We start from the raw sequence: 19,262 nt of genomic DNA on the forward strand, positions 1-19,262 counted from the left end.
GTGGTTCGTTCCCTCCCGGTCAGGGCTTCTTCTTGTACACGGCCACGTAGTCGACCTTCATGGCTCGGCCGCCGACGGTGGCCGCGTTCGGCCCGCCCCCGAACGCGTCCGGGAAACTGCCGCCGATGGCCAGGTCGAAGATGATGAAGAACGGGTGATGCACGGCCTTGTTCCAGGTCGCCGCGGGCACCTGGTTGGCGGTCACGGTGAAGTAGTTGGCGCCGTCGCGGTACCAGCGGATGCGCTCCGGCTTGACCGAGCGGTCGATGCGTACGGCGTACGTGTGATATCCGGTCTGACAGCCGTTGCAGGCCCGCTCGCCGCTGCCGATCCCGGTGGACTCGTTGCACGGGCCGCCCGGGTTGACTCCACAGTGGAAGGTGCCGAATACCGAGCTGCGACCGTTGATGTCCTCCATGATGTCGATCTCGCCGGAGCCGGGCCAGGCGGTTCCGGTACGCAGCGTCGAGCCGAGCATCCAGAACGCCGGCCAGTATCCGGCGCCGTTGGCCCGGGTCACGTCCGGCTGCTTGATCTTGGCTTTGACCAGGAGCACGCCACCCGCGCCCACGCCGAAGACGGCCTTGGTCTCGATCCGCCCGGAGGTCCAGCCGGAGCGCGGCGCGCTACCCGCGTGCTTCGCCTTGATCACCAGGTGTCCGCTGCCGTCCCGGAAGACGTTCTGCGTGCTGCTGGTCATCGTCTCGATCTCACCGGTGCCGAAGTTGCTGCCCGGCCCGGTGTCGTACTTCCAGATGCCGGTGTTCAGCCCGGTGTTGGCCGCGCCCGCGAAATCCGTGCTCCACGCCAGCTTGAATCCCGCCGGGGCGGATGGCACCGCCGCAGGCGCCGCGGCGGCGGGCGCCGCGACCGCCGACGCGAGCAACCCGGCGACGGTCGCCGCGGCCGCGGCGCCGCGCAGCCGCCGCCACCGCACGGCCGGGAATGGTTTCGTCATGATGGTGTCCTCTCCCCGGTGCCCCGACGGCCGAGCCGCCGGGGCACCGGCTCCGCTTCGTCTCAGCGACGTCCGTACATGGTGATCAGGGCTTGGTGCTCCCCCGCGTCCAGAGTCCGCTTGGACTTGTTGCACGGACCGATCGCCGGGGTCATGGTCGCCGTCGGGTGTGCCGTGCCGTCGACGTGCCCGAGGCCGAAGGTGTGTCCGCGCTCGTGCGTGGCGACGGACTGGTAGTCGTAGCGCCCGGCCGGGCAGGATCCCTTGCCGTTCCAGTAGTCGTACCGGAAGTTCACCTTCATGTCCGACGCGACGATGGTCCCCGAGGACGACCAGTTGCAGGTGACACCCAGCGGGCCGCTGCCACCCATGTCGCCCCAGCCGGCCACGTTCTTGCCGTCGCTCGCCGAGCAGCCGCCGCCGTTTGTCACATTCGGCGCCGCGGAGGTGGTCCCGGCGTACGCCTGGAAGACCTTCGGCTTGGCCGACAGCCCGCAGTCGTTGAATCCGATCGCGACGTTCTTGGTGGCATTCTTGGTCGCGTTGAGCGCTTCGGCGGCGGTCAGCTTGCTCTTGGCCTGGTTCGCCGGGTGGTAGAACCAGCGGTACGTGCTGCCGACCGGCCATTTGATGCCCATGAGGTTGGAGGCGTGGTCGTTGCACGCCGTCGGGGCCGCCGCAGCGGCATCCGCGGCCGCAGCCGGTTCGGTGGTCGCAGTGACGGAGCCGTCGGCCGCCGTGGTGACCGTCAACTCCTCCTCACCGTCGACGAAGAGCACGTGCGCGGTCACACTCGTCCCGCGCGGAGGCACCACCGCCGAGGTCCGGCCCGCCCGGATGGTGCGGCCGACCAGATCGCACGCCCGATCCCGGTTCCATTGCGCCAAGCCGTCCACCGACATCTCCCCGCCCGCGCACGGCTCCGCCGGGGCCGCCGACGCGGGCGCCGCCGCCCAGAACGCCCCGGCCAGGAGAACCCCGGTTGCGGTAAGCGCGGTCGCCGCCCCTCGTCGCCTGCGGCCACCGAACGCCGGTGAAGTCGTCGTCATCCTCGATCCTTTCGCGTCGTCCGCCTGGGTAATCCCGGTGCGATATTCAGCGCACTCCACGGAGACGTCAAGGTTTGTCGATGAGGGTTTCCCGTTTGCACTTCCCACCGCCGGAAAGCGCCCCTGTCGAAGGGGTTGCCGAACAAATCAGCAACCCCTAGGGTGCGCCACCATCATTGATGTGCATTGATTACCGAGAGTATTTCCGCTGCATTACGCAACCCTCACAGCGACGCACCAGCCCAGCTCCGGAGCAGGCGAGACCCGTGACGGCCGGGCAGCCTCGGCCACACGTTCGGGGCGAGTAAACGTATTGTTCGAGGAATGTAAGGTTTATTTATTGTGGCATTTTGAGCTTTCGGGCAACGCACGGCCTCGCGATGCGGTCAACGCACGGCCTCGCGATGCACCAGGCGGGAGTTCCGCGGGCGACACACCATAGGACGTAGACTTTGCTCGATCCGATCCGACGCGAGCAGCAGCCCCGGGCGAGCGTTCGGGCCCGCCACAACGTTCCGGCACGCGAGAGCGCCCGTGACGGGGCCTGGCCGTCGCTGGCGGCTCTCTTCACTCGTTCGGCCGACGGTCAAGGACGTCACGAGCCGCCGACGGCCGCGGGTCTGCCACCACGGGGCCGTGGAGCCGTCACCCCGATCCGCAGCAGTCAACTCGGCACCCGTCGGTCACAAAGTGGGCGCGGCAGGTTTCGAACCTGCGACCCCTCGCTTGTAAGGCGAGTGCTCTCCCACTGAGCTACGCGCCCGGCTCGGCGTACGGCCGGAACGCCATCGTACCGTGCCCCACCGCGACCGCCGCAGCGGTGATGCGGGGCTCCCCTCTCGGCCGGCCGTAGGCAAGGGCTGCCTCGGGAGAACGGCCGTAGCCGGCGGCTGTCATGACGTTCGTATGACAGCCGCCAGTCGGCGTAAGCAGAGAATCAGCCGGTGTCAGGTGTCCAGGGCCGCCAGCGCGTCGCGCCACCCCTGCTGGTTGCGGGACTCCCCGGGTCCGAGCATCTCGGCGAAGCGCACTACGCCCGTGGCGTCGATGACGAAGGTGCCCCGGTTGGCGAATCCTGCCACCTCGTTGAAAACCCCGTACGCCTGAGCCACCGCGCCGTGCGGCCAGAAGTCGGCCAGCAACGGGAACGTGAAGCCTTCCCGCATGGCCCACACCTTGTGACTGTACGCGGTGTCCACGCTGACGGTGAGCACCTGCACGCGCTCGTTCTCGTACGCATCGAGGTTGTCTCGCACCTCGGTGAGTTCGCCCTGGCAGGTGCCGGTGAAAGCCATCGGGTAGAAGACCAGCAGGACCGCTTTGCGTCCCTTGAAGTCGGACAGGCTGACTTCCTGATTGTCCTGGTCCTTCAGGGTGAAGTCGGGCGCTTGGGCGCCCACCTCGATCGGCATCGTGTCGGCTACTTCCGCTTCGCGTTGCGCGGTGACACCAGCCGGGCGCCGGTCCAGTCCTTGCCCGCGTTCAGGGTGGAGGTCTGCTGCAGCCCGGCCGCCGGAGCGGACTCGCTGACGTCGCTCGGCTCCACGTGCCCAGTGCGGCCTGCCTTGGGCGTGAGCAGCCAGACCACGCCGCCGTCGGCGAGCGGGTTCAGCGCGTCGGTCAGCAGTTCGAACAGGTCGCCGTCGCCGTCGCGATACCACAACAGCACCGCGTCGACCACTTCGTCGGTGTCCTCGTCGACCAAATCGCCGACGCGTTCGGTCAGGGCGTCACGGAGGTCTTGGTCGACGTCGTCGTCGTAGCCCATCTCCATGACCACCATGTCCGGTTCCAAGCCGAACCGGTCCGCCGGACTGCGTACGCCGTCGGCCTGACCAGCGGTCGCGCTCACTGTCTGATTCCTCCTTGCCGGGTACTCAATTGCGGTGTAACAACCTTGGGGGTAGTCCACACACTCACGGGCCTGCGCGCAAGTGGCGCACCGGGTGTGTGGCAATTTACCGTGCCAGCAGGGCGTGAGCACCCTGTGTGATGGCATCCTCCCCGATCAGCACGTGTTGCGCTGCCGGACCGAGCGGAATCAGCGAGTCGGCTGACGCGATGCGCCGTGCCGCACCCACGAAACCCCCGTCGACCAGGGCCGCAAGGATGCCTTCGCCGACGCCGCCGGAGCGTCGGCCCTCGTCGACGATCAGCACTCTGCCGGTTGCCGCGGACTCGCGGACCAGGTCCGCGGTGGGCAATGGTGACAGCCATCGCAGGTCCACCACTCGGGATCCGTAGCCCTGCTCGGCGAGTTGCGCGGCGACTCGCAACGACATGCGCAGCCCATTGCCGTACGTGAGAACGGTGAGGTCCTGCGCGGAACCCACCGGATAGGTGCGCGCCCGCCCGATCGGCACGTGCCCGGCGGGCCAGTCGGCGGGCGGCGCGTACGGCGCGAGCCACTCGTTGTCGCCCTGCTCGTACAGGTCTCGGGTGTGGTACAGCGCGATCGGCTCCAGAAACACGCAGAGGCTGCCGTCGGTGGCGGCGGCGGCCAGGCACGAGCGCAGCATGGGCGCGGCGTCGGCGGGGCGCGCCGGCACGGCGAGGACCAGGCCGGGCACGTCGCGCAGCACGGCGACCGAGTTGTCGTTGTGGAAATGGCCACCGAAGTTCTGCTGGTAGGCGAGCCCGGCCACCCGTACGACCATGGGGTTGCGAAAGGCGCCGGAGGAGAAGAAGGACAGCGTGGCGGCCTCGCCACGCAGTTGGTCCTCGGCGTTGTGCAGGTAGGCCAGGTATTGAATCTCCGGAATGGGCAGAATGCCGGAGGGGATGTCCTTCGACTCGCTCCGAGACCGGGTCAGCCCGGCCCCGAGCCCCAGGCCGAGCAGCGAGGTCTCGTCGAGCAGCGTGTCGAACACGCGTTCCGGACCGAACCGGTCGAGCAGGTTCTTGGTCACGCCGTAGACACCGCCCTTGCGCGCCACGTCCTCGCCGAACAACAGGGTGCCCGGCATCGCGGCCAGCGCATCGGTCAGGGCGGCGTTGAGCGTCTGCGCGAGGGTCAGTGGACCGCCCTGCTCGGGCAGCTTGCCGCCGAAGGCCGCGGTGCGGGCGGCGGCGCTGGCCCCGGTGGCCCGAGCGGCCGTGTCGGCGACGGTACGCGCGGCGCGCACCGGGCGGCGCGGGGCCAGCGGTCCGGCGACCTCGGTAGCGGTGGCCAGCTTCGGCTCGCCGAGCACCTCCTCGGCGATCTTGCGGACCTGCCAACCGATCTCGTCATAGCGGTCTATCACCTCGTCCGGCTTGACCAGCCCGGCCTCCACGATCAGGCGGGCGGTGCCGACCAGCGGGTCACGGGCCCGGTCGCGGGCGATGTCGTCGGACGATCGGTACGCCACCTCGGCGTCCGCGCCGGCGTGTCCCATCAGCCGCACCATGGACAGGTGCAGCACGGCGGGCCTGCGCTGATCACGCACGTACGCCGCGGCGTCCCGGGCGGCGTCGAAGGTCTCCGCCAGGTCACACCCGTCCGCGGCGGTGTAACGCAGCCCCGGCCGGGTGCGCAGCGTCTCGGCCACCCAGCCGGCCGGGGACGGCACGCTGATGCCCAGGCCGTTGTCCTCGCAGACGAACAGCAGCGGCAGCCGCTCGCCGCGGTGGTCGTGCCAACCGGCGGTGTTCATCGCGGCGAGCGCGGTGGCGTGGTTGACCGACGCGTCGCCGACCGACGCGACCACGATGGCGTCGGCGGGCCAGGGGCTGCCGACGCCGCGCAGTGCGGGGGCCCGGGTGATGCCGAAGGCGACGCCGACCGCGCGCGGCAGATGTGAGGCGACGGTGGAGGTGGTGGGCACGATGGACAGGTCGGCGCGGCCGAACACCTTGTGCCGGCCGCCGGCGATCGGCTCGTGCGCGGAGGCGACCACCCCGCGCAGCACATCGCGGGCGGCGTCCTCGATGGAGGAGGCGGCCGCCGCGCGGGCGCAGAAGAATCCGGCGGAGCGGTAGTGCAGCAGGGCCGGATCGTCGGAGCGCACCGCCGCCGCGACCGCGGCGTTGCCCTCGTGACCGGACGATCCGATGGTGTAGAAGCCTTCGTTGAAGCTGCGCAGCCAGCGGGCGGCGAGGTCGAGATGGCGGCTGGTGAGCTGGGCGTCGAAGAGTTGCAGGGCGGTCTCCGCGGTGAGCGCGGTGCCGTCGCGGACCGGTTCGCCGGGCGCCCGGCCGGACGCCGGCGGCTGCATGGCCGACACCGCGTCGCGGAAGCGCTCGTCGAGATTTTGCGGGGTGGTCACATCCACCAGCATTGCCGACCCGAACGGTACGCGCCAACGCGGCGGACACCGACCGGACACTTCCCGCAGCCGGGGCGGGGTGGGTGGGGTGCCGGACGGTGCGGCAGACTCGACGGATGCGCACCGAAACGATCACCGTCCGGACCGGAGGCAGTCCGGCAGTGCGGGACATCACCCGGGAGGCCGAGCAGTTCGTCAGCGGCGCCGGCGACGGCCTGCTGCACGTGTTCGTGCCGCATGCGACGGCCGGGCTCGCCCTCATCGAGACCGGTGCCGGCTCCGACGACGATCTGCTGAGCGCGATCGACGACCTGCTGCCCGCGCAGGACAAGTGGCGGCACCGGCACGGCTCGCCCGGACACGGCCGGGATCACGTGCTGCCGGCCTGGATTCCGCCGTACGCGTCACTGCCGGTGATCGACGGCCGCATAGCGCTCGGCACATGGCAGTCGATCTGCCTGGTCGACCCGAACGGTGACAACCCGACCCGGCAGGTGCGGTTCTCGTTCCTCGCCGGCTGATCGTCCGGCCCCCGCAAGGTTACCGACGGGTACCTGTGTCGCGCGTCGCCCACCCACCAGGTAGGCGTGACGACGGACACCGAAAGGGGGCAGGATGTAAGCAATTCCGTGCGGCCCACACGACGAGTCGTACGGTTCGACACCCGACCAAGAGGAATGCCTGTGGCCACGGAACGCAAGCGCCCGGTGATCAGTGACGGCCTGCCGAGCCAGCTTCCGGACATCGACCCCGAGGAAACCAGCGAGTGGGTCGAGTCGCTCGACGGAGTCATCGACGAACGCGGCGCCAAACGAGCCCGGTACGTCATGCTGCGGCTGCTCGAACGGGCCCGGGAGAAGCAGGTCGGCGTCCCGCCGCTGACCGCCACCGACTACATCAACACCATCTCGCCGGAGCGCGAGCCGTGGTTCCCCGGGGACGAGTTCGTGGAGCGGCGCATCCGGGCGTTCATCCGGTGGAACGCGGCGATGCTCGTGCACCGGGCACAGCGCCCGGAGATCGGCGTCGGCGGCCACATCTCCACGTACGCGTCGTCGGCCTCGCTCTACGAGGTCGGCATGAACCACTTCTTCCGCGGCAAGGATCACCCCGGCGGCGGCGACCACATCTTCTTCCAGGGGCACGCCTCCCCCGGCATGTACGCCCGCGCCTACCTTGAGGGCCGGCTCGGCGAGAACCAGTTGGACGGGTTCCGCCAGGAGCTGTCGCACCCGGGCGGCGGGTTGCCGTCCTACCCGCACCCGCGCCTGATGCCGGACTTCTGGGAGTTCCCGACGGTCAGCATGGGGCTGGGCCCGCTGAACGCGATCTACCAGGCGCGGTTCAACCGCTACCTGCACAACCGCGGCATCAAGGACACCAGCGACCAGCACGTGTGGGCGTTCCTCGGCGACGGGGAGATGGACGAGGTGGAGTCGCTCGGCGCGATCGGCGTGGCCGCCCGCGAGGAGCTGGACAACCTCACCTTCGTCATCAACTGCAACCTGCAGCGGCTGGACGGCCCGGTGCGCGGCAACGGCAAGGTGATCCAGGAGCTGGAGGCGTTCTTCCGGGGTGCCGGCTGGAACGTGATCAAGGTGATCTGGGGCCGCGAGTGGGACCCGCTGCTCGCCGCGGACACCGACGGCGCGCTGGTCAACTTGATGAACGTCACGCCGGACGGCGATTACCAGACGTTCAAGGGCGAGTCCGGAGCGTACGTGCGGGACAACTTCTTCGGCCGCGACCCGCGCACCCGCAAGCTGGTCGAGCACATGAGCGACGACGAGGTATGGAACCTCAAGCGCGGCGGCCACGACTACCGCAAACTGTATGCGGCGTACAAGGCGGCGATGGAACACACCGGCCAGCCGACGGTGATCCTGGCCAAGACCATCAAGGGCTGGACCCTCGGGTCGCACTTCGAGGCGCGCAACGCCACGCACCAGATGAAGAAGCTGACCCTGGACGACCTCAAGGGCTTCCGCGACCGCCTGTACCTGGACATCAGCGACAAGCAGCTAGAGGAGAACCCCTACCTGCCGCCGTATTTCCACCCCGGCGAGAAGTCCGACGAGATCCAGTACCTTCAGCAGCGGCGCCGGGAGCTGGGCGGTTATCTGCCGTCCCGACGCACCACCACCATCCCGCTGCACATCCCGGACTCGTCCGCGTTCGGCGGCGTCAAGAAGGGCTCCGGCAAGCAGAAAATCGCCACCACGATGGCGTTCGTCCGGCTGCTCAAGGACGTCATGAAGGACAAGGAGTTCGGCGCGCGCTGGGTGCCGATCATCCCGGACGAGGCCCGCACGTTCGGCATGGACTCGCTCTTCCCGACCCGCAAGATCTACTCGCCGCACGGGCAGACGTACACGTCGGTGGACCGGGAGCTGTTCCTGTCGTACAAGGAAGCGACGAACGGCCAGATCCTGCACGAGGGCATCAACGAGGCGGGTTCCACCGCGAGTTTCATCGCGGCCGGCACGTCGTACGCGACGCACGGCGAACCGATGATCCCGCTGTACATCTTCTACTCCATGTTCGGCTTCCAGCGCACCGCGGACGAGCTGTGGGCGGCCTCCGACCAGATGACGCGGGGCTTCCTGCTGGGCGCGACCGCGGGCCGCACCACGCTGAACGGCGAGGGCCTGCAGCACGAGGACGGGCACTCGCTGCTCATCGCGGCGACGAATCCGGCCGTGGTGGCCTACGACCCGGCGTACGCGTTCGAGATCGCGCACATCGTGGAGAACGGCCTGCACCGGATGTACGGCGATAAGCAGGAGAACATCTACTACTACCTGACCGTCTACAACGAGCCCATCGTGCAGCCCGCCGAGCCCGCCGACGTGGACGTGGAGGGCCTGCTCAAGGGCATCTACCGATATGCTCCGGCCGCGCAGGGCGACGGACCGAAGGCGCAACTGCTGGCCTCCGGGTCGAGCATGTCGTGGGCGTTGAAGGCCCAGCAGTTGCTGGCGCAGGACTGGGGCGTGGCCGCCGACGTGTGGTCGGTGACCTCGTGGACCGAGCTGCGCCGCGACGCGGTGGAGACCGAGGAGCACAACCTGCTCCACCCGGGCGAGGAGCCGCGTACGCCGTACGTGCAGCGCAAGCTGGAGGGCACCGAGGGGCCGGTGGTGGCGGTCAGCGACTTCATGCGCGCGGTACCGGACCTGATCGCCCGGTGGGTGCCGAACGACTACACCTCGCTGGGCACCGACGGCTTCGGCATGAGCGACACCCGGCACGCGCTGCGCCGGCACTTCCACGTGGACGCCGAGTCGGTCACCGTGGCCACGCTGCGCCAGCTCGCGCTGCGCGGCCAGGTCCCGGCACACGTGCCCGCCGAGGCGGCCAGCAAGTACGCGATCGACGACGTCACAGCGGCGCCGGTGGGCGAAACCGGCGGAGACAGTTGAGCAGCCGGTGAACTCCTGACGGGGGTGTGCCCATTTTCCGGGCACACCCCCTCAGCTTTCGGACATCGCGGCCGAACAGCAGGACATGGGTGTGCTGCGTCCGCAAATGGTCCACAAACTTCTGGCCCTCGGCCTCGGCGGAGTGCTCGGCACCGCCGCCGTGCTGTTCACCGTCGGCGCCTGGCAGAGCGGCGCCTTCGCGGACCGGACCGCCGTCGAGGTGTCCCACCTGACCGAGGAGGCGCTCGACGACGCCTCGCGGGACATCACGTCCCTGGTCAGCACGGTCGGCGGGGAAATCCAGGACGGCGTCAACCGGGACATGAACAGCGCGCATGAGGTGCTGCGCCAGCAGGGCGGCATCCGGCTCGCGAACGGCACCGCGCGGTGGAGCGCGGTCAACCAGTACACCAAGGACGCGAAGACCGTACGGCTGCCGCGGATGACCGTCGGCGGCAAATGGCTCGGCCAGATCACCACCTTCGGAACCCGTGCGCCGTACGTCGACGACGTGCAGGACGTGGTCGGCGGCACGGTCACCGTCTTCCAGCGCATGAACGAGGCGGGCGACCTGCTGCGGGTGTCCACGAACGTACGGAAGACGGACGGAAAGCGGGCCGTCGGCACCTACATCCCGGCGAAGAACCCGGACGGCACCCCCAACCCGGTCGCCACCTCTATCAAGGAGGGCAAGCCGTACCGCGGCGTGGCCTTCGTGGTGGACGACTGGTACATCACCGCCTATGACCCGGTGAAGGACTCCTCCGGAAAGATCGTCGGCGCCGTCTATGTCGGAGTGAAGCAGGTCGACGCCCTGGAGAACCTCACCGCGGCGATCGCCAAGCGCAACGTGCACGAGAACGGCTCGGTCACCGTCTACAGCGCCGCCGCGGCGGACGCCGGACGGGTCATCGCCTCCAGCCTCCCCGACCAGGTGGGCGAGACCCAGTTGGACGCCACCGACGCGAACGGCGCCAAGTACGTCGAGCAGATCGTCGCCGAGGCGCCGAAGCTCGGTGCGGGCGAAAGCTGGGAGGGAACCTACAAGCTGCCCGGCGCCTCCGGCGCCCCGGCCGGGGCGACGACCGCCGAGGTCACCTACTACGCGCCCTACAAATGGGCGATCTCGGTGGACGGCTACGACGCCGACACCGCCGGTGCGGCCGACGCGGTCCGGGAGGGCCGCCGGAACATGCTCGTCGCCTTCCTCGTCGCCGCGGTGCTGCTCGCGGTGCTCGGCGGGATCGTAGCCACATGGCAGGCACGCCACATCGCCGCCCGGCTGCGCCGGCTCACCAGCGGGCTGGCCCGGCTCGCCAAGCGTGACCTGACGGTCGCCGTCACCGACCAGGGACGGGACGAAATCGCCCAGGCGGGCGAGGCGCTGAACTCCGCGGCGACGGAGCTGCGGGAACTGATGGCCGAGGTGACCACGGCCTCGCGTGCCGTGTCCGAGTCGGCGGGCATCGTTGCCTCCTCCGGCAGCGAACTGACCGGCACCGCGGCGGACGCCTCGGGCCGTGCGGACGTCGCCAGCCGCGCCGCCGAAGGCATCAACCAGGTGGTGCAGACCGTCGCGGCCGGGGCCGAGGAGATGGGCGCGTCGATCGGCGAGATCTCCAGCAACGCGCAGGACGCGGCCGCGGCCGGCAGCGAGGGCGTCGGACTGACCAACACCGCGTCCGGCGTCATCGACGAACTGCGCACCTCCACCGCCAAGATCGCCGACGTGGTGCGGCTGATCGCCAGCATCGCCGAGCAGACGAACCTGCTGGCCCTCAACGCGACAATCGAGGCGGCCCGCGCGGGCGACGCCGGCAAGGGGTTCGCGGTGGTCGCCGGCGAGGTCAAGGACCTGGCTCAGGAGACCGCCAAGGCAACCGACGACGTCACCGCGCGGGTGGCCGCGATCGAGGGCGACACGGCCCGCGCGGTGGAGGCCATCAACGCGATCACGTCCACCATCGGCAAGGTCAACGACTATCAGAACGCGATCGCCGCGGCGGTGGAAGAGCAGGCGGCGACCACCGCTGAGATGGCGCGCAACATCAGCGAGGTGGCGTCGGGCAGCGAGGACATCGCCACCGGCATCGGGGCGGTCAGCAACGCGGTGAACAGCACCCGCAACGCGGTGGACGCCTCCCACCAGGCGGCGGGCGAACTCAACGCCACCGCCCGGCGGCTGACCGAACTGGTGGGCCGGTTCACGGTGTGATCGTTTCCGTCGGCGCGGGGGCGTCGGCGGCCGGCGCTTCCGCGCCGGTCGCCGGCGCCCCCGCCTCGATGAGCGCCTCCAGCTCGTCGTAGCTGGACTCCCAGAAACGCCGGTAGCGACCCACCCAGTCGGACGCTTCGCGCAGCGCGCCGCCCTCCAGCCGGCACGGCCGCCATTGGGCATCCCGGCCGCGCGAGATCAGGCCGGCCCGTTCCAAGACCTTCAGATGCTTGGAGATGGCCGGCAGCGTCATGTCGAAGGGCGACGCCAACTCGTTGACGGTCGTCTCCCCGTCAGCCAGGCGCGCCAGGATGGCCCGGCGTGTCGGGTCGGCGAGCGCGCCGAAGATCAGGCTCAGATGGTCGGCCGCCACCGTCTCAGGCCGGCACGTACGTGACAACCTGGACGCCCGTCTTCGTGGTCCAGGACTTGGTGTGGCTCAGCGCGATCTTGGTACCGTCATGCCACAGTTTGCGCCCCTCGCCGAGCACCACCGGATAGATCATGATCCGGTATTCGTCGACCAGGTTGTGTTTCGTCAGGTGGTTCAGCAGGGCGGCGCTGCCGTTCAGGAGCAGGTTCGCCGGCCCTTCCTTCAGCTCCGCCACCGCCGCGGCGATGTCGCCGGGCAGGAACGAGGCGTTCCATTCGGGCTCGTTGAGCGTCGTGGTCGCCACGTGCTTGCCCATCGAATTCATCTTCTTGCCGAAGTCCCCCGTCTGCGCCTCCATGCTCGGCCAGGCGGCCTTGAAGCCCTCATAGGTCTTGCGCCCGAGCAACAGCGCGTCGGCCTCGGACAGGTTGTCGTCCTGGAAGCTGCCGAGCTCGTCATTGAAGTACGGCCCGCTCCACACCGGCTCCTCGAACACCCCGTCGAGCGACACGTACTCCACGGCGACCAGCTTGCCCATCGCACCCTCCCCACTTAGCCGTCTGGTTAATTAGCTGATCGGTAAACTATCGCCCACACGGATCGGTGTCAATCCCCTCACCCCACCCGGAGCCGCCGCCGCGCCGCCCGCGCCGCCCGCACTGCGGCGATCTTGAAGATTTGGTGCCCGATATGCCCCACTAAAGGGAGCCATGTCGGACCCAAAACTCCAAGATCGCGCGCGAGTCGGCGCGGCTCGGCCGCACGGGGAGGGGGCGGGGGCGGGAGGGGGCAGGGCGGGAGGGGCAGGGCGGGAGGGGGCGGGGGTGGGAGGGGGGTTGGGGTGGGAGGGGTGGGGTGGTTAGGGCAGGGTCCACCTTTGGTTAGGGCTCGCGAAGCAGTCCCAAATCTGCAACCTTGTCCCGTTCGCCGAGCTGTTGTCCGTCGCGTCCAGGCACCTGCCGCTTCCCGCGTTCACCAGGGTGCCGTTCGACTGTGCCGTCCACCGCTGGGCGCCCGTGCCGTTGCAGTCGTATAGCTGAATCTTGGTGCCGTTCGCCGTACCCGCCGCCGTGACGTCCATGCACTTGCCCAAGGCTCGCACCGAGCCGTCGTCACCCACGGTCCAGCTCTGCGCGTTGGTGCCGTTGCAGTCGTACAACTGGATGGCCGTGCCGTTGGCACTGGAGGCCGCCGCGACATCGACGCACTTGCCGGCGATGCCGGTGATCCGCCCGGTGCGACCACCCGGCTGAGTCGGCGGCGTGCCTCCGGTCGCCGTCTCATAGATGGCGCTCACCAGCGAGTTTGCGCCCGTCACGTCCTGCGAGAGCTCCCAGTTCATGATGCCGCCGGCGTTGCCCAGCGCCCATTGTGTCTTCCGCCGGATGGTCGGGAGACCGTTGTAGCACTGCTGGGTGCCGCTCACCGTCGTGCAGTCACGGTTGGCGTTCGCCGGGTCCATCGCCACCAACTGCGCGTACGTGTAATAGCCCGGCCTGCTGTAGAACGGCACGCCCAGCACGGTCTTGGACGCGGGCAGGCCGCGGCCCTTCCAGAAGTTCGCGCTGTCGACGGACCAGTCGTAGTTGGCGTGGGGGCTCCCGCCGTCGTACGCCATGATGTTGAGCCAGTCCACCGCGGAGAAGACGGCTGTCTGCACGCCGTTCGCGGTGCCGCCGCCGCTGACCACGGCCGCGGTCAGCAGCTTGCCACGGCCGTGCAGGGCGGAGCTGAGCTGCTGCATCATCGCGGTGTAGTTGTTCGCCGACTGGCCGGGGTCGGGGTACTCCCAGTCGATGTCGATGCCGTCGAGTCCGTACTGGTCGACGACGTTGACGACGTTGCTGACGAAGGTGCCGCGCGCTCCGGAGTTGCCGGCCAGCGCCTCGAAGGCGGAATCATCGCCGTCGTTCCAGCCGCCGATGGCGAGGGAGACCTTGACGTTGTTCTGGTGGCCGAGGCTGACCAGTTGCTGAAGCTTGCCGGTGTTCTCGATCGGCCGGAGCGTGCCGTTGGCGTTGGGCAGCGCGAACGCGTAGTTGATGTGGGTGAGCTTCGAGTACTGGACGGCGGTGACGCTGCCGGACCAGGACGGCATGTATCCGACGCTGCGGAAACCGTTCGGCAGCACGGCCGCCTCGGAGGTGCCTTGCACGGCGAGGGCGGCAACGGTGCCGCAGGCCGCGGTGGCGACGGTGGCCGCCGCGGCGGCCATTCTTCTTGAGGTACGCGACATGGGGGAACCCTTCTGTCCGGCACCGGCAGGCGCCGCGGGGATGACCGGGTCGTCGAATATTAGGAAGTCTTACTAATAATCGTCAATGCGGGCACGCCAGGTCCGGGGAATCCTCCTGGACGGTCGCCGTAGGCTGGGCGGGTGACAGTACGCGTACGCTTCGCCCCTTCTCCAACCGGAATGTTCCACGTCGGCGGCGCCCGCTCGGCCCTCCAGAACTGGATCTTCGCCAAGCAGCACGACGGTGTCTTCGTGCTGCGCATCGAGGACACCGACGCCGCCCGCAACCGTCCGGAGTGGACCGAGGGCATCCTCTCGGCGCTGGACTGGCTCGGCATCGAGCGCGGGACGTACGAAGGCCCGTACTTCCAGTCGTCGTACGCGGCCGACCACACCGCCGCGGCCACCCGGCTGTACGGCGAGGGGCGTGCGTACTACTGCGACTGCACGCGGGACGACGTGGTGGCGCGCACCGGCAACAAGCACACCGGATACGACGGCTTCTGCCGGGATCGCGAGCTCGGGCCGGGCGAGGGACGCGCCCTGCGGTTCCGCACGCCCGACGACGGTGAGACCGTGGTCGAGGACCTGGTCCGCGGCAAGCCCACCTTCGAGAACAAGCTGATCGAGGACTTCGTCGTCGCCCGCAGCGACGGTTCGGCGGTCTTCCTGCTCGCCAACGTCGTCGACGACCTCAGCATGCGCATCACGCACGTGATCCGCGGCGAGGAGCACCTGCCCAACTCGCCCAAACAGCAGATGCTCTGGGAGGCACTGGGTGCCACGCCGCCGGTCTGGGCGCACGTGCCGGTGATCGTGAACGAGAAGCGGCAGAAGCTGTCCAAGCGCCGGGACAAGGTGGCCCTGGAGGCGTACCGGGATGAGGGCTACCTCGCCGCCACCATGCGCAATTATCTGATGTTGCTCGGCTGGGCGCCGTCCGGCGACCGGGAGATCGTCCCGTGGTCGGTGATCGAGGACGAGTACCGCATCGCCGAGGTCAGCCACGCGCCGGCCTTCTTCGACATCAAGAAGCTGCGCGCGTTCAACGGCGACTACATCCGGGCGCTGTCGCCGACGGAGTTCACCGCGGTCTGCGCGCCGTGGCTGGCCGGCACCGGGACCATCGCCGCGCCGCCGTGGGATCCGGCAGCCTTCGATCCGCAGGTGTTCGCGGCGGTCGCCCCACTGGCGCAGACCCGCATCGCGACGCTCGCCGAGATCGTTGACTACGTCGACTTCCTCTTCCTCGACCGGCCCGCCTCCGACGAGGGCGCCTGGGCCAAGGCGATGAAGGAGGGTGCCGCCGAGATCCTGGACGCCGCCGCGCGCGCGTTCGCCGACGTCGAGTCGTGGACGGCGGAACCGTTGAAGGCGGCCTTGGAGCAGGTCGGCCTGGAACGCGGGCTCAAGCTGGGCAAGACCCAGGCACCGGTACGCGTGGCGGTGACCGGACGTACGGTTGGCCTGCCGCTCTTCGAGTCCCTGGAGGTGCTCGGCCGCGACCGGACACTGGCCCGGATTGCCGCCGCCCGAGCCCAGCTTTAACGCGATTGCAACCATCCGGTATCGATCCGGCGTCATACCGGTATGACTATGCGCGGCCCGGGTGATCGAGCAGGTTATGCGTCGCCCGGGCTGGGTAGTATCCCGTCATCGATCAATGACCGTCGCCTCATGCAGCGCGAATCTCCGAACGTACGGCGCAGATCACAGATAGCAACAAATTGCTTGCTCTCCGGATGCGCCACTGGGGATCCGCAGGGGACGCTGACGAGGCGGCAGTGGAATTTCAGCCGTGTCCAACCAACGGGGCGGGGAGGCCGGACGGTGGTTCGAGGGGCATTCACACGCATCATGGCGACGGTTGGCGCGTTCGCCGTCGCCACGGTCGTGGCGGTCGGCGTCATGCCGGCCAGCGCGCATGCCGCGCCGAAGAAACCCACTCCCTCCGCAGTGAAGATCGCCAGCAAGGAACTCGGCGACAGCCCGATCGTGGTGCAGAAATCGGCGAAGGCGGCACTGTTCGGCCGCCTGCTGAGCGAGGTCAACTGGCTGGCCACGGCCAAGCCGCAGACCAGCGCTCCCGAGGAGGACAAGCTCGGGCCGAAATACACCATGACCGTGCTGATCAAGGACAAGGCGCAGCAGGTCTATGACCTCTACCCGCTGGCCAGCGGCGGGCCGCGGGCACACCGCCCGGCCAAGCAGCCCGCCGGGAAGAAGACCGACGGGTGGTTCTACGGCCGGCTCACCATGTCCGAGTCGCTGCGGATCGCGGGCGCACCGTTGGCCGAGAAGGCCGACGTCACCAGTGGCGGCATCGGCGGCGGCATCGGTGAAGAGGTCACCACCCAGGACATCGACCCGATGGCGACCGCCCGCGGCGTGTTCGACGACATGCGACGGCTGTTCCTGCTCAACGGCGCGGTCCTCGGGGTGATCCTGCTCGGCCTCGCGGGCATCGCCTTCCTGATCCGCCGCCGGGTCTGACGCTGCAGATCCTGGCTGTCAGTCGTCGACCGGAGCCGGCACCGGCACCCGCACCCGCAGGACCGGGCACACCGGATCGGGTCCGTTGCACTGCTCTCCCCCGTCGAACGCCGCCGCCACGGTGCCCGCCGTCGCCACCTCGGTCGCTTGCGCGCCGGTCAGCGGTGGGCGTCCAGCGGCGGCGCTCCCGGTGCCCCGCTCCCCCGTGGCCAGCACCACGATCGTCCGGCCGTCCGCCCGCCGACGCGCGATCACCTCGTTGACCTGCCAATCCACGTCGCTGTCGAAGGCGTACCGGACGAAGTCGACGCCGTCGCGGTGCTCCGGCCGCGCGCAGGCGCCCGCATCGGCGAGCACTGGGAAGCACAGGTCGTCCGGTGCGTCGTAGACGCTGACCTCGATCAGCCCGCGGGACCGGCCGTCCGTGCCGACCGTCAGATACTGCCGCCAGCCGGCACCCCGGCTCGGATGCCGCGGCAGCACCATCAGGTCGTCCCCGACCACCGGGCGAAGGGCGGCGAGCACCTGGTCCGGCGGTTCCGCCGACCCGCTGGCCGCCGGGTCGGCGCCCGGTGTGCCCGCGGCGGACCGGGGGATCACCAGCGTGGCGACGCCGTAGCCGACCGCGACCACCACCGCGGCCGAGGCCAGTCCGGCGGAGATGACCGCTCGGATCTTGCGGCGGCGCATCTCGTCCGCACGGCGGTAGACGGCGTCGACCGCCCCGTCGGCGCCGGGTTCGCCGTCGAAGACGTCGTCGAGGACGCGGCCGAGCTCGATCATCCCGATGTCGCCAGCATCGTCTCCATGGCCGCGAGACCGGCCGCTTCGTAGCGTTCGACCTGGGCGTCGTCCATGCCGAGCAGGTCCGCTGTCTCGTCCACCGCGAAGCCGTCGACATGCCGCAGCACCAGCACGGCACGACACCGGGGGGCCAGGCGGTGCAGGGCGTCGAGGATCAGCACGGTTCGCGGCTGCGCGCCGGGACAGTCCGGTGCGGCGACGAAGATGTGCTCGCGACGGCCGGGCCGGCGCCGGAACGCGGCCATCAGCTCGCCGAAGGCGTACGCGTCGGGATCCGCGACGACGCCGCGCTGGCTGTCGGTGATCAGCCTCGCCAGAGTGTCCCGGGCCAGTTCGTCGGCCTGGGACCAGTCCCCGCCCATGAGGAACGCCGAGCGGCGCAGGCGTGGGTACCTCTTCGTGACGAACTCGCGCAGAGCTTCGTCGTCGCTGTCCATGCCTCCTGTTATAGGCAACAAGCGTTCACATCGGGGCAAAATGTACTTACCCCACCCGTACGGCTACCTCCACCAACCGCGTCAGATCAACCATCGCCTGGTCGTAGTCCTCCTCGGCGGTCCGCGCCGAGGCGTCCGGCAGACCTCCGGTCACCTCGCCGGTGCAGTAGCCCAGCAGCAGGGCGCAGATCATCCGGGCCATCCCCGGCACCCGGCCCGGCGGCAGCCCAGCATCATGCAGGATGCCGCGCAGCGCCGCGGCCAGCCAGGACGCCGAAGCGGCCGCCGCGGGGCGGTTCAGCAGCAACGGGAAGGCACCGGGATGAGCGTGTGCCAGGGCGCGCACGGCACGGCCCAGCGCGCGCAGACGCTGCCGCCAGTCCAGCTCCGTCTGCCCGTTGCGGTACGCAGCGTCCAGCTCCAGGTTGAGCAGGTCGACGAGCCCGTCGAGCAACGAGTCCTTGCCCCCCACGTACGGGTAGAGCGCCATGGAGGTGAGCCCCACCCGCTCCGCCACGGCGCGCATGGACATGGCGGCCAGCCCGCGTTCGTCGACCAGAGCGAGCGCCTGGTCCAGGATCAGCCGTCTCTTGTCGTCCACCACATCACGGTGTCGCCCTGGAACAGCCCGAACCCGCGCGACGCGCCGTGCCTCACCCTCTCGGGTGAGACACCGTCCGAGACCGCCCCCTCAGCACCACCGGCTGGGTGGACGCCCATGGCCGGGGGCCCTGCGCCGCGGCCGGACCGCACCGTGCAGATGGCCTCCCGCCCAACCGTGCAGCCGGGTGCGGCAGCCGCTGGAAGCACGGCTTGCGGAAATCTCGGCCACGGCGGTGAGCGCGGCCTGTGCGGCAGCGGCGTTGTCCCGTGCTGGCACTTGCCCGTGGTCCCGTTCCGGCATCTTGCCTCCTTCACCCCGCGCGAACCGCGGTCTCGACGGCATTGCCGTTCCATCGGCAGGTGCGCACCCGGCTTTACCCGAGCACCATCGCGGTTCGCACCCGTGCCTCGCCGTCCGGCCTGCG

Annotated in this window: 16 protein-coding genes and 1 tRNA gene; 5 read left to right on the forward strand and 12 right to left on the reverse strand. The window is 69.5% G+C overall.

The genetic code is table 11. The features are described from left to right. Positions 1-19: 19 nt before the first annotated feature. The 6 genes from IEY73_RS11470 to IEY73_RS11495 all read right to left on the reverse strand — a co-directional run bounded on the left by IEY73_RS11470 (position 20) and on the right by IEY73_RS11495 (position 6,266). The gene (locus IEY73_RS11470) at positions 20-958 is read right to left on the reverse strand and encodes a glycoside hydrolase family 16 protein (RefSeq protein WP_189079135.1); all 939 of its coding nucleotides are present in this window, start codon (positions 956-958) and stop codon (positions 20-22) included. A 62-nt stretch (positions 959-1,020) separates the two neighbouring features. Then, positions 1,021-2,007 carry a matrixin family metalloprotease gene (locus tag IEY73_RS11475; RefSeq protein WP_189079136.1) on the reverse strand — a complete coding sequence of 329 codons (987 nt, stop codon included), beginning with the start codon at positions 2,005-2,007 and terminating at the stop codon, positions 1,021-1,023. Between the two features lie 691 nt (positions 2,008-2,698). Beyond that, a tRNA-Val gene (locus tag IEY73_RS11480) sits at positions 2,699-2,770 on the reverse strand. Positions 2,771-2,954: 184 nt separating this feature from the next. Then, positions 2,955-3,419 (reverse strand): peroxiredoxin, encoded by a 465-nt coding sequence (locus tag IEY73_RS11485; RefSeq protein ID WP_189079137.1) that lies wholly within the window; start codon positions 3,417-3,419, stop codon positions 2,955-2,957. An 8-nt stretch (positions 3,420-3,427) separates the two neighbouring features. After that, positions 3,428-3,859 carry a DUF3052 domain-containing protein gene (locus tag IEY73_RS11490; protein WP_189079138.1) on the reverse strand — a complete coding sequence of 144 codons (432 nt, stop codon included), beginning with the start codon at positions 3,857-3,859 and terminating at the stop codon, positions 3,428-3,430. Between the two features lie 106 nt (positions 3,860-3,965). Then, positions 3,966-6,266, reverse strand: coding sequence for a thiamine pyrophosphate-dependent enzyme (locus IEY73_RS11495; RefSeq protein WP_189079139.1), 2,301 nt, complete (start codon positions 6,264-6,266; stop codon positions 3,966-3,968). Between the two features lie 104 nt (positions 6,267-6,370). On the opposite strand from IEY73_RS11495, the gene IEY73_RS11500 reads away from it, so the two are divergent. The 3 genes from IEY73_RS11500 to IEY73_RS11510 all read left to right on the forward strand — a co-directional run bounded on the left by IEY73_RS11500 (position 6,371) and on the right by IEY73_RS11510 (position 11,891). Beyond that, positions 6,371-6,775 (forward strand): YjbQ family protein, encoded by a 405-nt coding sequence (locus IEY73_RS11500; RefSeq protein WP_189079140.1) that lies wholly within the window; start codon positions 6,371-6,373, stop codon positions 6,773-6,775. 162 nt (positions 6,776-6,937) lie between these two features. Beyond that, complete coding sequence (aceE, locus tag IEY73_RS11505; protein WP_189079141.1) at positions 6,938-9,676, forward strand: pyruvate dehydrogenase (acetyl-transferring), homodimeric type; 2,739 nt, start codon at positions 6,938-6,940, stop codon at positions 9,674-9,676. A gap of 106 nt (positions 9,677-9,782) precedes the next feature. Then, positions 9,783-11,891, forward strand: a complete 2,109-nt coding sequence (locus IEY73_RS11510) for a methyl-accepting chemotaxis protein (RefSeq protein WP_229715759.1) — start codon at positions 9,783-9,785, stop codon at positions 11,889-11,891. On the opposite strand, the gene IEY73_RS11515 is transcribed toward IEY73_RS11510, so the two are convergent. The 3 genes from IEY73_RS11515 to IEY73_RS11525 all read right to left on the reverse strand — a co-directional run bounded on the left by IEY73_RS11515 (position 11,881) and on the right by IEY73_RS11525 (position 14,500). Continuing rightward, positions 11,881-12,264: an ArsR/SmtB family transcription factor gene (locus IEY73_RS11515; RefSeq protein ID WP_189079143.1), complete on the reverse strand. Its 384-nt coding sequence runs from the start codon at positions 12,262-12,264 to the stop codon at positions 11,881-11,883. The two genes, IEY73_RS11510 and IEY73_RS11515, sit on opposite strands and share 11 nt — an antisense overlap. A 4-nt stretch (positions 12,265-12,268) precedes the next feature. After that, positions 12,269-12,802 carry a dihydrofolate reductase family protein gene (locus IEY73_RS11520; RefSeq protein ID WP_189079144.1) on the reverse strand — a complete coding sequence of 178 codons (534 nt, stop codon included), beginning with the start codon at positions 12,800-12,802 and terminating at the stop codon, positions 12,269-12,271. Positions 12,803-13,123: 321 nt separating this feature from the next. Further along, positions 13,124-14,500, reverse strand: a complete 1,377-nt coding sequence (locus tag IEY73_RS11525) for a glycosyl hydrolase family 18 protein (RefSeq protein WP_189079145.1) — start codon at positions 14,498-14,500, stop codon at positions 13,124-13,126. A 141-nt stretch (positions 14,501-14,641) separates the two neighbouring features. Here IEY73_RS11525 and gltX point away from each other — a divergent pair, with 141 nt between their 5' ends. Continuing rightward, positions 14,642-16,048 (forward strand): glutamate--tRNA ligase, encoded by a 1,407-nt coding sequence (gene gltX / locus IEY73_RS11530; RefSeq protein WP_189079146.1) that lies wholly within the window; start codon positions 14,642-14,644, stop codon positions 16,046-16,048. Between the two features lie 309 nt (positions 16,049-16,357). Further along, positions 16,358-16,993, forward strand: coding sequence for a hypothetical protein (locus tag IEY73_RS11535; protein ID WP_189079147.1), 636 nt, complete (start codon positions 16,358-16,360; stop codon positions 16,991-16,993). Positions 16,994-17,011: 18 nt separating this feature from the next. Here the strand turns inward: IEY73_RS11535 and IEY73_RS11540 are convergent, their stop codons facing one another. Genes IEY73_RS11540 through IEY73_RS11550 form a run of 3 tightly spaced genes read right to left on the reverse strand, consistent with a single transcriptional unit; the run spans position 17,012 to position 18,835 of the window. Next, a complete protein-coding gene (locus IEY73_RS11540) occupies positions 17,012-17,776 on the reverse strand; it encodes a hypothetical protein (protein ID WP_189079148.1) in 765 nt (254 codons plus the stop codon). Then, positions 17,773-18,234 (reverse strand): sigma factor-like helix-turn-helix DNA-binding protein, encoded by a 462-nt coding sequence (locus IEY73_RS11545; protein WP_189079149.1) that lies wholly within the window; start codon positions 18,232-18,234, stop codon positions 17,773-17,775. Before IEY73_RS11545 ends, IEY73_RS11540 begins: the two co-directional genes overlap by 4 nt. 46 nt (positions 18,235-18,280) lie before the next feature. Next, on the reverse strand, positions 18,281-18,835 hold the full coding sequence (locus IEY73_RS11550; protein ID WP_189079150.1) for a TetR/AcrR family transcriptional regulator: 555 nt from the start codon (positions 18,833-18,835) through the stop codon (positions 18,281-18,283). Positions 18,836-19,262: the final 427 nt, after the last annotated feature.

It is taken from the genome of Mangrovihabitans endophyticus (assembly GCF_014646155.1).
In the GTDB taxonomy this organism is placed as follows: Bacteria; Actinomycetota; Actinomycetes; order Mycobacteriales; family Micromonosporaceae; genus Actinoplanes; species Actinoplanes endophyticus.

Bases quoted from the DNA above. Each gene is read 5' to 3' on its own strand.
- IEY73_RS11470 (WP_189079135.1), bottom strand. From the start codon at position 958: ATGACGAAACCATTCCCGGCCGTGCGGTGGCGGCGGCTGCGCGGCGCC.
- IEY73_RS11475 (WP_189079136.1), bottom strand. From the start codon at position 2,007: ATGACGACGACTTCACCGGCGTTCGGTGGCCGCAGGCGACGAGGGGCG.
- IEY73_RS11485 (WP_189079137.1), bottom strand. From the start codon at position 3,419: ATGCCGATCGAGGTGGGCGCCCAAGCGCCCGACTTCACCCTGAAGGAC.
- IEY73_RS11495 (WP_189079139.1), bottom strand. From the start codon at position 6,266: ATGCTGGTGGATGTGACCACCCCGCAAAATCTCGACGAGCGCTTCCGC.
- IEY73_RS11500 (WP_189079140.1), top strand. From the start codon at position 6,371: ATGCGCACCGAAACGATCACCGTCCGGACCGGAGGCAGTCCGGCAGTG.
- IEY73_RS11510 (WP_229715759.1), top strand. From the start codon at position 9,783: ATGGTCCACAAACTTCTGGCCCTCGGCCTCGGCGGAGTGCTCGGCACC.
- IEY73_RS11520 (WP_189079144.1), bottom strand. From the start codon at position 12,802: ATGGGCAAGCTGGTCGCCGTGGAGTACGTGTCGCTCGACGGGGTGTTC.
- IEY73_RS11525 (WP_189079145.1), bottom strand. From the start codon at position 14,500: ATGTCGCGTACCTCAAGAAGAATGGCCGCCGCGGCGGCCACCGTCGCC.
- IEY73_RS11535 (WP_189079147.1), top strand. From the start codon at position 16,358: ATGGCGACGGTTGGCGCGTTCGCCGTCGCCACGGTCGTGGCGGTCGGC.
- IEY73_RS11540 (WP_189079148.1), bottom strand. From the start codon at position 17,776: ATGATCGAGCTCGGCCGCGTCCTCGACGACGTCTTCGACGGCGAACCC.
- IEY73_RS11545 (WP_189079149.1), bottom strand. From the start codon at position 18,234: ATGGACAGCGACGACGAAGCTCTGCGCGAGTTCGTCACGAAGAGGTAC.